The following is a 12,344-nucleotide window of genomic DNA, read 5'->3' as shown; positions in this document are numbered from 1 at the left end:
GGTACTAATGCAATGTGGGTTAATAATTTTCTCAACTGTGGATATTCTGTTCGTTCTTCACTCTCCTTGCTTGAAAGCTCAAGGTAGGTTTCACGAATAGAGAAATAGTCACTGGCGCGGCTTATATTCATCTCCTGCATTTTAAGGGGGACAAATGTGGGTGTATGGTTTGCAAATGAATCTATTCTTTTACATTGTAATCTTCCCAACTGACCTTCAAATAGAATCATTGCACCGTCTTTCATCCACCATTGCAACTTATCAGTATAGGGACGTTTTTCCTTGTCCTTTCTCGCTTTAACTTCGGTCGGTTCTGTTCCAAATGAATCGAAAAGAGAAAGTTGGGTAACCTTTACCTCTTTGCCCTGTGATTCGAACAGCCCTTTCCTGAAATAGCGTTCGATGTCCGATTTTAACAAATCAGAAAGATACGATGCCATTGTAGCCTCTGTCTCTTGCCAATGGTACTTGCGTACATACTTCCCAAACTGATTTTTCTGAATTTGGCTTGTGGTAGCCACCATCGTTTTAGGCAATGTGAATACCCGGTTGAAATATTCGGTTGTGCAATCTGTATCAGGCACAGCCTCTTTTGTCACCTGCAAGAAAAGCTGTTCCTTTGATGTAAGTACGGCTTTATGGCTATGCTTTTGGAAAATGAAAAAGTCACATCCTACCTCGATACCGCCTGTCTGCATGAAAAGGGTATCGGGCAATCGGATTGCCGTTATCATATTGGCATTATGCACAAGATAGTTGCGTAAGAATTTATTGGTCGGTGCATCTGCTACGCCTCTTGGTGCAATAAAGGCAATGATGCCGCCTTCATTGAGCTTATCAATACCTTTCACAATAAAGTAACTGTGAATAGACTTTGTAGCTTGTGCATGTGTTGAATCTCTGTTGTAGAAATCATAGTCAAAGACTTTAAAATTCCCGAAAGGAATATTGGATGCTATCACATCAAAAGTTTTATGGTCAATGTCTTGTTTGTCGATGGTTTCAAAACCGTCAATGATTACCCGTGCATTATCCTGCAAAGCTGATAGAATCATTCCTGTTACATTATCTTTCTCGAAAGCATAAGTATAAGCTGTAGGGAATGCTACCGGGAGAAAACCGCCTATCCCTGCCGACGGTTCAAGAAATGTCTTCATCCGCAAGCCATTGTTTTTAAATGCAGCTTGTATCTGTCCGGCTATGGTTTGGACAAGGATAACCGGGGTGTAGAATGCGGTAAGAACTGATGATTTGATACTCTCCAGCATTGAATTGTAAAACTGCTCATTACCCATAGAATGAGTATGTAATAAGTCCTGCAATTTAATGAAAGATTCTTTCATCTTGCCAGGTATGGGCTGGCTTGCTCCGATATTCAACACTTCTTTGATACCTCCAAAACCTGTGTATTTGGATAATATCTGTTTCTCTGCTTCTGATGCCGTTCTGTTAAGCGGAAACAGTCTGACGGCAGTTTCAATGGCTTCAACGTTAGCCGTTAATGATGTCAATTTGTTGTAACTCATACTATTTAACCTTATTATTTTTTCCCTACCATTAGGTCTTTTCCGACCTGCAAGGAATTATTTTTCTGCCTTTTAGGGAGCAGAAGACAAATGGTCAAGACTGATGTGTGAAATACGCTCGAATTCTATGAGAGGAAGATTTTGCACAATCACTCGCGGCTGTCAGCCGGCATTGACCGGGTTGGATTCGGTGAATTACCTTTGCTGAAAAATGATTTGCAAGCAGGTCGGACGGATGAGTCATTGTTATAGCATTATAGAAAAGGAGGATGAATTATTAGGGATATATAAAAGGCGGGATGTAAAATTGCCTAAATGGATTTTCAATAACCGGGATAAATGAGACTTGGGCGGGTAAGAAATAAAGTCTGCCGGGGCAAACAAGAAAGCGACTTGTTCTGTCATCAATGGATTAGGTTGTTTCGATTCATCGAAACTCCGGTGCTTTGATGTCAGGAATATGTCACTGTTTGCCCTTTCCTGGATATGACTGACCAAAGGGAAGTGGTATCCAGAAACAGATATTTCTATTCTTAGGGAGGGAAGCCTTGATATAAGAGGAAGATAAAGGGTATAAAAGGAAGGATTTGAAGGGTCATGCTGGAGATTAAAGCTGGAAAATGGCAGAGCCGATATGCCTTGAATATTTTCAAGACATATCGAACTTGCATTTATGAATCAGAAATTCCATCCAGCAAAGACACAATGTCAATTTGGTGTGCATACATGCTTTCTGACAGTCTATGTCTTTCGAGAATTTCATCAATGTCCTTGAACTCGTCCGGTCTTTCACCTGTCATCTCTTCAATCTCTTTTGCTAAACTCTCAAATGAAGAGTAATAGTTCATGTCGTTGTTGGAATCGTCCAATAAATAGCGGGTATCAAAATAGAGACCTTCTTCATCATTGGTTTCATGGATATCACAACCCAGTTCCTCTGTATAGAATAAAATCTCTACGTCAAACTTGACCGAAAGCAAATAGAATAACTTTCGACAGTCTGTCCAAGCGGTTTCTGTGGACAAAGCGAAATAAGCGAAGCTTTCATTGTCATTCATCTGTTCCTCCATGTAATCAATATTACCCCTGCATGGGATGCATTCTTTTTCATGGTCGATACCCAGAATATCACTAACCACATATCCGAGCCATGAAGAATCAGGCAAGAATGATGTATTGTCTTTCTCATCGCTTCTGTCTGTACTAAGAACTTTCTGTAATTCTTTAAAGAGTTTATCAACATTCTGTTGTTTCCCTACGATTTGATAGCTAGTAGAACACCAATTTGGCATAATCAAAATTTTTAAAGTTAAACAATGGGAGGATTTTAATATTCAAGCCTCCTTTTTACGCTGCTTTCATCTGTTCGCTGAAAGTTTCTCAAGCCAAAGGGTCCATGGGTGTTTTTATCCGTAGGGCTAATAAAAAAACATCCATGGTTCATTGGTGGAAATGTAGCGTACATTACTTTGCAGCAGAAAACAGAGGGGCATATTAAAATTCTATTGTGCTTTCCAAAAGAAAGATATGCCTATTGGTGCCTGACAGATTTCGGGTATAACATGGAGCATATAAAAGGCGAATCTAACAATAGATAAAGAGATAGGCCAGCGATTACAACAGTCGAGTAAAGGATGTAATGAGCAAAAGAAAAGCGACCCGAAAGCCGCTGTTCTTGACAATAAACCAAGAGTTATTTCTTGGTTTTCTTAGGTGTGGATTTCTGCTTCGCGGGAGCTTCATCCTTTTCCGGAGTAGCAAAAAACTCAGTGGCAACCATTACCATGCGATTATGCTTGCCATTCTGGTCACTCCATTCTTCAGGCTTGAAATAGCCGCGGACAGTTATCATCTGCCCCTTTTTCAATAATTCAAAGGATGCACTGTCGTTTTTGCGCCAAGCTTCCACAGCCATAAAAGCTGATACTCTGGTGGTTTCTTGACCAATAGTTTCTGTTCGGCCAACAGCCAAAGAGAATTTTGCGACACTTGCGGAGGTGAATTGACGGATTTCAGCATCCTTACCGATAAAACCTGTAACTGCGAAAGAATTTTCAATCTTCTTCATAACGATAATTTTTAGAAGTTATACAATCAATTTTTATAATGCACCAAGATATTGCAGTCATAGGGCAACACCAAGGATAGCGGTTCAATACTCTTTTTCCCGAGCATCAGAAAAAAGGAAGATTGTACTGATACGCCATTGGTTGGAATGAAATGCCCCGTAACCACCACAGTGGTGCTGCATTGTAGCTTTGCATTGAGAAAAATGATGTGACTTCGCTAAAAATGCAGTGGTGAAGTAGGACGGAAATATTGCAGTGGGATGAAAAGAGGATGCTGTCTGTTTATATCGGCAAGTAAAGAATCTGTTTGTGGTTAAACGGGAATCTATATAATTAAGGAACCTGTTATCAGTTGGGTGTAGAAGTTGTTTGAACGGCTTTCAGTTGGTGCATCTGTTTATTGATAGTGCAGATGACGACGCAGATATGAAATGATACTAAGAATAGAATGGCGATACAAAGTATATTATGTAATGGTGTCGATGATTATGCTTCGTGAAATGAGGATGAAAAGGGAAATCCACTCAGAATTGGTTTTATACTAAAGTGGCATGGGTACAATTTGCGAATGAAAACAGATAAATGAAGTTTTTTGCTTTCCAAAAAAGGAAAGGGATAGAAACGGAAGCAAGGATAAGCAGTTTACTTTAGTCCTTGTATAATATATGCAAGAGAGCACTAAACCTATTTTTAAAAGAGCATTTGGTCACCATGGCAACAAGTTTAATCCGATCCTTGTATAATATATGCAAGAAGGTACTAAACCTTTTTAGATGGAGGATTTGGTATAAAGGAGAGTATAAGTATCGGGATAAAACAGGGGAAAATAGTTCGGCTTTAAATAACTTTTCTTTTGGGAAGCAAGAGAGATTATAAATTCTGTGGTGCAAATGTGGTGCAATTTCATAAAACAAGAAACGCAAGCACTTGATTATGAGTTACTTGCGTTTTATTTAAGTGATCCGCCTGGGGCTCGAACCCAGGACCCCANNGCTGAGCTAGCGAATCAAACCTTGTTTTGCTGTTAAGCGGGCGCAAAGGTAAGAATGTTTTTGGAATAAACGAAATAAAGATTGCTTTTTTAAGGATGAATCTATCATTTTCGTCTGGAGTGTAAAGTAACAATGCGGATAGTCATATATAAATTGAAAGCAGAATCACTGTGATACAAATTACATTTCCTTATTTTCTTTGTGATTACTGATTTATCATGTACTTTTGTCGCCAAATTCAGGCGTATACATTTTATTAATTATATAACTTTACTATGGCAACAGTTGACGATAAGAAGATTATTTTCTCAATGGTAGGGCTGAACAAGACCATTCAGCAGAACAATAAGCAAATATTGAAGAATATCTATCTCTCGTTCTTTTATGGAGCGAAGATTGGCATCATCGGTCTGAACGGTTCGGGTAAATCGACCTTACTTAAGATTATCGCCGGGTTGGACAAGTCCTATCAGGGCGAAGTGGTGTTTTCACCGGGCTATTCGGTAGGCTATTTGGCGCAGGAGCCTTACTTGGATCCAACCAAAACCGTGAAAGAAATTGTAATGGAAGGTGTGCAACCCATTGTGGATGCACTTACGGAATACGAAGAAATCAATCAAAAATTTGGGCTGCCCGAGTATTACGAAGACTCAGACAAGATGGATAAACTCTTTGCACGTCAGGGAGAATTGCAGGATATCATCGATGCTACCGATGCCTGGAACTTGGACAGTAAACTGGAACGCGCTATGGATGCTCTCCGTTGTCCGCCCGAAGACCAGTCCGTAGAACATCTTTCGGGGGGTGAACGTCGCCGTGTGGCGCTTTGTCGCTTATTGTTGCAGAAACCCGACATACTCTTGTTGGACGAACCTACCAATCACCTCGATGCTGAGTCCATCGACTGGTTGGAACAACATTTGCAGCAATATGAAGGTACGGTAATTGCCGTAACCCATGACCGTTACTTTCTTGACCATGTTGCAGGGTGGATTCTTGAACTCGACCGTGGCGAAGGTATTCCCTGGAAAGGTAATTACTCCAGTTGGTTGGAACAAAAGACCAAGCGCATGGAGATGGAAGAAAAGACTGTCAGTAAACGTCGCAAAACACTGGAACGTGAGTTGGAGTGGGTGCGTATGGCTCCCAAGGCACGCCAGGCAAAAGGTAAGGCACGTTTGAACTCCTACGATAAATTGCTGAACGAAGATGTGAAGGAGAAAGAAGAAAAACTGGAAATTTTCATTCCAAACGGTCCGCGTCTTGGTAATAAGGTTATTGAAGCAAAGCATGTAGCCAAAGCTTACGGCGACAAACTTCTGTTTGATGATCTGAACTTTATGCTTCCTCCCAATGGTATCGTTGGTGTTATCGGTCCTAATGGTGCCGGTAAAACTACGTTGTTCCGTCTTATCATGGGATTAGAAACAGTAGATAAAGGAGAATTTGAAGTTGGAGAAACCGTAAAAGTGGCATATGTAGACCAGCAACATCGTGATATCGAATCGGAAAAGAGTGTTTACCAGGTTATTTCCGGCGGTAATGACTTGATCCGTATGGGTGGACGTGACATTAACGCGCGTGCCTATCTGTCTCGCTTTAATTTCTCCGGAGGCGACCAGGAAAAGCTTTGCGGCATCCTTTCCGGAGGTGAACGCAACCGCTTGCACCTTGCAATGGCGCTGAAAGAAGAAGGTAATGTGCTTTTGCTGGACGAACCAACCAATGATATTGACGTGAACACCCTTCGCGCCCTTGAAGAAGGTCTTGAAGATTTTGCCGGATGTGCCGTAATCATCAGTCACGACCGTTGGTTCCTTGACCGTATCTGTACACACATCCTTGCGTTCGAGGGTGATTCCAATGTCTTCTATTTCGAAGGCTCTTATTCGGAATATGAGGAAAATAAACAGAAACGTTTAGGAAAAGAAGAACCGAAGCGTGTACGTTATAGAAATCTGATGAATGATTGAAAATAGTGTTAGATTGAAAGCATTGTATTCCTGGTTAATAACAAAAAAGTCCTGCAAAAAGCTGCAGGACTTTTTTGTTGTAGAAAGTTTCAATATACCTTTGAAATACTTAAATTTTGTAATAGAGATGTAATTCGAATCTAAATCTTATTAATTATCTTTGCACCATAGATAGAATAATATAAAACTAATTAACGTAATTATTAACAAAAAAAGCAGAAGTATGAAAAAACATCTAATTCATTTCCTGTTGATGGCTGTACTGTCCGTATTCAGTGTTGCGGCATTTGCCCAGACTACAGTGAGGGGACAGCTTGTTGACTCAGAAACAGATGAACCATTGGTGGGTGCTGCCGTTATGGTAGAAGGCACTTCACAAGGAACGGTGACCGGCATTGGTGGCTATTTTACGCAAGATTTTGCTTGAGGTGGAACCGTATAAATATCCACTTTTGCACAATATTAATCACTTAAAAATAGAATTTATTTGTATGAAAAGAATTAAGCATCTATTAGCCATTACATTGCTGCTGGTTAGCACTTTTATTTATGGCCAAGTAACAACTTCGAGTATGGCCGGAAGGGTTACGGATGGTACGGAAACTCTGATTGGAGCAACCATTACAGCGACTCACATGCCATCAGGTACTGTGTACGGAACGGTAACAAACGTTGATGGACGTTACACTATTCAAGGTATGCGTGTGGGTGGTCCGTACGAAGTGAAGGCTTCGTATGTCGGTTATGCTACTTCAGTGGTAACAGATATTACACTTCAATTGGCTGAAACTTACAATCAAAACTTTGAATTAAAAGAGGACGTCAACCTGCTTGGAGAGGTTGTGGTGTCGGCAAAGGCAAGTAAATTTGCGGCAGAGAAAACGGGTACTTCTACCAATATCTCTAACACACAGATTATCAACATGCCGTCAATTAGCCGTAGCATCACAGATTACACTCGTCTATCTCCTTATGGTGGAAATGGTATGACATTCGCCGGTGCTGACGGTCGTACGGCCAACTTCACTGTGGACGGTGCTAATTTCAACAACAACTTCGGTTTGAGTGATGGCCTTCCCGGCGGTGGCAGCCCCATTTCTATTGATGCTATTGAGGAAATGCAGGTGGTAATCGCTCCTTATGATGTTCGCCAAACGAACTTCATTGGTGGTGGTGTGAATGCTATTACCAAGTCGGGTACCAACACATTCAAGGGTAGTTTATATACTTACCAACGTAATGAGAATATGCGTGGAGACGCTGTTGCAGGGCAACAGATTCCTGGTGCACGTGAAGTTGACCGCACATCTACTTATGGTTTGACGTTTGGTGGACCTATCATCAAGAACAAGCTGTTCTTCTTTGTTAATGCAGAAATGGTGAAAATTCCATCCATAGCTAATCGCTGGCGCGCTTCTGAGGACGGTGTTGCTGATCCGGACAATTATTTATCTCGTGCCACAGTTTCCGATTTGCAAAGGGTTTCTGACTTTGTAAAAGAGAGATATGGCTATGACACAGGTTCTTTCACTAAGTTCCCGGCAGACGAAAGCAACTACAAGATACTTGCTCGCTTAGACTGGAACATTAATGATAAGAACCGTTTGGCTTTGCGTTACAACTATACTAAGAATCGTTTCTGGAACGCTCCAAATGCTACTTCTATGGATGGTGGTACACGTATGTCAGGCTCTCGTATGTCTCAGTACTCAATGAGTTATGCAAATTCTATGTATGGCATGGATAATCTCGTTAATTCATTCTCGGCAAACTTGAACAGTCGTTTGAGCGAAAGGCTTTCTAACGAGTTCCTGGCTACATATTCTTCTTTGAACGACTTGCGTTCAACTAACTCTGATGAGTTCCCATTCATCGACATTTTGAAAGATGATCAGTCTTACATATCATTGGGTTATGAGTTGTTTACTTACAACAACGCTGTACATAACAATGTGTGGAACATTAAAGATGAGCTGACTTACTATGTAGGTAACCACAAAATCGTTGGTGGTTTGTCTTATGAGTATAAGATGGCAGACAACCAATACATGCGTAATGGAACAGGTTATTATCGTTATAGAAGTCTTGATGACTTCTTGACTGGTGCCGCTCCGGAGATTGTTAACTTGACTTATGGTTATGATGGTGAGACCAAACCTGCTGCTCGCGTTAGAACAAACAAGATTAGTGCGTACGCTCAGGATGATTGGAATATCAATGAAAAGTTCAAGCTTACATACGGTCTTCGTATTGATGGTTTATTCTTTAATAATTCTGACTTGATGACTAACAAGGCAATTTATGACCTTGACTACAATGGCCGTCATATAGATACAGGCAAATGGCCCGGCGCTAACCTGATATTCTCTCCACGTGTGGGTTTCACATGGGATGTTTTTGGCAATAAGAGCCTCAAACTTCGTGGAGGAACAGGTTTCTTTGCCGGTAACCTTCCTTTGGTATTCTTCACGAATATGCCTACCAACGGCGGTATGGTGCAGTATCAAGCACAAATCAACGCAGCAGAAGCAGCAAGAAGAGGCTTTACTATGGACGAATTTGCCGGCGGTCTTGTAAAAGATGCTAACGGTAAGGCTTCTGTTGGAGCACTGCTTGACAAACTTCATGGATTAAAATATCCTAAAACAGTCAAGCCTGAAGACGGAGTTGTTCCATCTGCAGTAAACGGTGTAGATCCTGATTTCAAGATGCCTCAGGTGTGGAAAACTTCATTCGCAGTGGACTATGTAATTCCTGTATCTTTCCCATTCACGGTTTCTGTAGAAGGTATATTTAACAAGACCCTCAACGGTGTATCAATCTCCGACTGGAGTATTCCTAATGTAGGTGGCTTTGCCCGTTTCAATGGAGTTGATAATCGTCCTATCTACCCGGCAGGATACCGCACAAACACCAAGGCGTTTATGTTGGAAAACACAAATCGTGGTTACGGTTGGTCTTTCACTACAGAACTTAACGCACAGCCAACAGAATGGCTTAGCTTAATGGCTGCTTACACACACACAGTTGCTAAGGACGTAACAGGTATGCCCGGTTCTGCTGCTGAGTCTGCATTCACTTATGTACCTACTGTTGAGGGACCAAACAACATTAAGTTGCACAACTCTCAATATGTAACTCCCGATCGCTTCATTTTCAATGCTACAGTACACGACAAAAGCGGTAACCACTATAGCCTCATCTATGAGACATGGCGCGGTGGATACAACTATTCTTATATGACTGCAAATGATATGAATGGTGATGGTTACAACTATGATGCTGTATATGTTCCTACAGACAAGGAAGTGGCCGATAATCAGTTCCGTTTCATTAATGAGGACAACAAGAAACGCTTTATGGATTATGTTCACAACAATGACTATTTGAAGAGCCGTCAAGGTAAATATACAGAGGCTTACAGCCTTTATTCTCCTTGGGTTCACCGTGTAGACTTTAGCTACAAGCATGACTTCACTGTGATGGCCGGCAAGAACAAGAATACTCTTCAGTTGAGTTTTGACATGAAGAATGTACTTAACTTCTTCAACTCAAGTTGGGGCGTATCTAAGGGACTTAACCCGGAAATTGGTTCAGACCCACGTATCCTTAAGTACGAAGGTGTTGATGCAGACGGATATGCTACATTCTCTACTCCTGCTTCTATCCATGGCAAAACCAAAACATTTACTAATGGAATTTCTATTGGTCAGTGCTGGTATGTAAGTATTGGTGTTAGATACACATTCAACTAATTTAAATCAAGAAATAAACAAGTTATGAAAATCAAGAATATTCTTCCGGCATTCGTCATAATGCTTGCTGGATTTATGACAAGTTGTACGAATGAAGATGATGTAACATTGCTCGAACAAGTGCAAGTATCTTCATCATACGTATCCCTTCCTATGGGTGGCGGATCGACTATGATTACAGTATCTGCCAAAGGCAATTGGACATTAGAGAAGGTTACTGATGTGGAATGGCTCACAACATCCACTGCATCGGGTGCAGCCGGTGAAAGCCAGATTACTTTCTCTGCAGACGCCACGCTCGATGGCCGCACAGCTGAAGTGATAATTGAATGTGGTGGACAGAAACAACGCATTAATGTAATTCAAGGATTGTCTCAAGTGTCAGAAGCTACATGTGCTGATGTAATTGCAGGCCCTGATAGCAAGACATATCAAGTAACGGGTACCGTTACGTCTATTGCCAACACTGTATATGGTAACTGGTATTTGACTGACGAATCAGGTACTATCTATATTTATGGAACACTTGACGCAGCAGGTAGAGCACAAAACTTCTTAAGCCTTGGCCTTGAAGTTGGAGACGAGGTTACTGTAGTAGGTCCAAAGACCACTTACATTTCTGGTACTACTACTACTGTTGAGCTGGTGGACGTTACTGTAGTTAAGATCAACAAATCATTAGTCAAGGTTGATTCAATGGAAGGTAGTCCTATCTCTAAGGACGGTGGCGTGGCTACTGCTAACGTTACTTGCAAAGGTGAAGGTGTGTCGGTAGATATACCGGCAGACGCACAAGATTGGTTGTCAATAGCTTCAATAGAGTCTGCAGGAACAAGCGCGGTTATTAAGTTTAAAGCTGCTCCTAATACAGGTGGCGTCCGCAGCACTACAATCACGTTCCGCACAACAAGTGGTGGCAAGGAATACACATCTCAGGGCACTATTGAGCAGACAGGTTCTGTCGTAGCTTCTAACATTGCCGATTTCAATGCCGCACCTGCAAACAGCGTGGAATATCGTTTGACAGGTGTTATCACAAGCATTGCCAGCAGTAGTTCTGGTAATTTCTACATTGCAGATTACTCTGGCGAGACTTATGTTTATCGCTTTAACAATTTCGCAGGCACAAAGCTGAAGGAAGGAGACGTGGTTACATTAGTAGGCACACGTGGAGAATATAATAATACACCTCAGGTTATAAATGCAGTATTAGAGGGGGATTTCATATCTGTAACAGAAGTTTCTTTCGCTGATTTCCTTGCTGCGCCTAACACTTCTACAGACCTGCTGTATCGAGTAACGGGAACTATCACAGAGATTGTCGATGCTGTGCGTGGCAACCTTATAATCAGCGATGGTACCAATCAACTTTACACTTATGGATGTTATCCTGGTTGGGGTGCTACAGGCAATGCTCGTAATGGAGTCGTTGAAGCGAGAGGTCTCAAAGTGGGCGATCAGATAACAGTATTAGGTTACAGAACTACATACACATGGAAAAATCCGAAGACTGACGAGGTTCTTCAAGAGGTTAACAATAGTGTTTACTTTAGCCATGTGAGCAACGAATAAGAAATTATTAACAACAAAAGAGGCTGTCTCAAAAGGGCAGTCTCTTTTTTTTTGATTACGCCTCAATTTCTTATAGCTGTTTGAAATGCTTGAAAGTGTACACAGGGATATTCATAAATTAGCCAATTAATGCCCCATGTTCAAATTGACAAATTGTATTTTTAATCCGCCGAGAATGCGATATTTCCGCACTGAGGCTTGTATGCCGGTAAATACGCAAGCGAAAATCGGTAAATGGTAGAGTATGAGATAGATAGCGAAATGTTGACACTTTTTTTAGGATGAAATGCCTCTCAAAAGCGCCCTCTTAAGAGAGAAGTACGACATAAACAGCCGACTACTACCGGGTAGTTTACCAACTACTTATAGGTAAATGGTCAACTACCTATAGGTAGTGGCTCAACTACCTGTAAGTAGTGAGCCATTTACTTATAAGTAATCAACCATTTACCCACAG

6 protein-coding genes and 1 pseudogene are annotated in these 12,344 nt (G+C 41.3%); 4 read left to right on the top strand and 3 right to left on the bottom strand.

The features are described from left to right. The 3 genes from B2Z67_RS15005 to B2Z67_RS14995 form a co-directional block, all read right to left on the bottom strand. Positions 1–1,526: N-6 DNA methylase (locus B2Z67_RS15005; RefSeq protein ID WP_291530650.1), on the bottom strand; the 1,526-nt coding region annotated here is incomplete at its 3' end. Between the two features lie 671 nt (positions 1,527–2,197). Next, complete coding sequence (locus tag B2Z67_RS15000; protein WP_291530649.1) at positions 2,198–2,818, bottom strand: hypothetical protein; 621 nt, start codon at positions 2,816–2,818, stop codon at positions 2,198–2,200. Positions 2,819–3,219: 401 nt separating this feature from the next. Further along, entirely contained in the window at positions 3,220–3,594 is a 375-nt protein-coding gene (locus B2Z67_RS14995) for a single-stranded DNA-binding protein (RefSeq protein WP_291530648.1), read from the bottom strand. A 1,268-nt stretch (positions 3,595–4,862) separates the two neighbouring features. On the opposite strand from B2Z67_RS14995, the gene ettA reads away from it, so the two are divergent. From ettA to B2Z67_RS14975, 4 genes and pseudogenes are all read left to right on the top strand, one after another. Further along, entirely contained in the window at positions 4,863–6,560 is a 1,698-nt protein-coding gene (ettA, locus tag B2Z67_RS14990) for an energy-dependent translational throttle protein EttA (RefSeq protein WP_291530647.1), read from the top strand. Positions 6,561–6,783: 223 nt separating this feature from the next. Beyond that, positions 6,784–6,984: pseudogene (locus B2Z67_RS14985) on the top strand (carboxypeptidase-like regulatory domain-containing protein); the annotation flags it as partial. 67 nt (positions 6,985–7,051) lie between these two features. Further along, positions 7,052–10,315: a TonB-dependent receptor gene (locus tag B2Z67_RS14980; protein WP_291530646.1), complete on the top strand. Its 3,264-nt coding sequence runs from the start codon at positions 7,052–7,054 to the stop codon at positions 10,313–10,315. 24 nt (positions 10,316–10,339) lie between these two features. After that, on the top strand, positions 10,340–11,887 hold the full coding sequence (locus tag B2Z67_RS14975) for a BACON domain-containing protein (RefSeq protein WP_291530645.1): 1,548 nt from the start codon (positions 10,340–10,342) through the stop codon (positions 11,885–11,887). The last annotated feature ends 457 nt before the right edge of the window (positions 11,888–12,344 follow it).

Source organism: Bacteroides sp. UBA939, from assembly GCF_002293435.1.
Classification (GTDB): Bacteria; Bacteroidota; Bacteroidia; order Bacteroidales; family Bacteroidaceae; genus Bacteroides.
The sequence above is the reverse complement of the archived record's forward strand: the minus strand, read 5'-3'. Positions and strand labels throughout refer to the sequence as shown.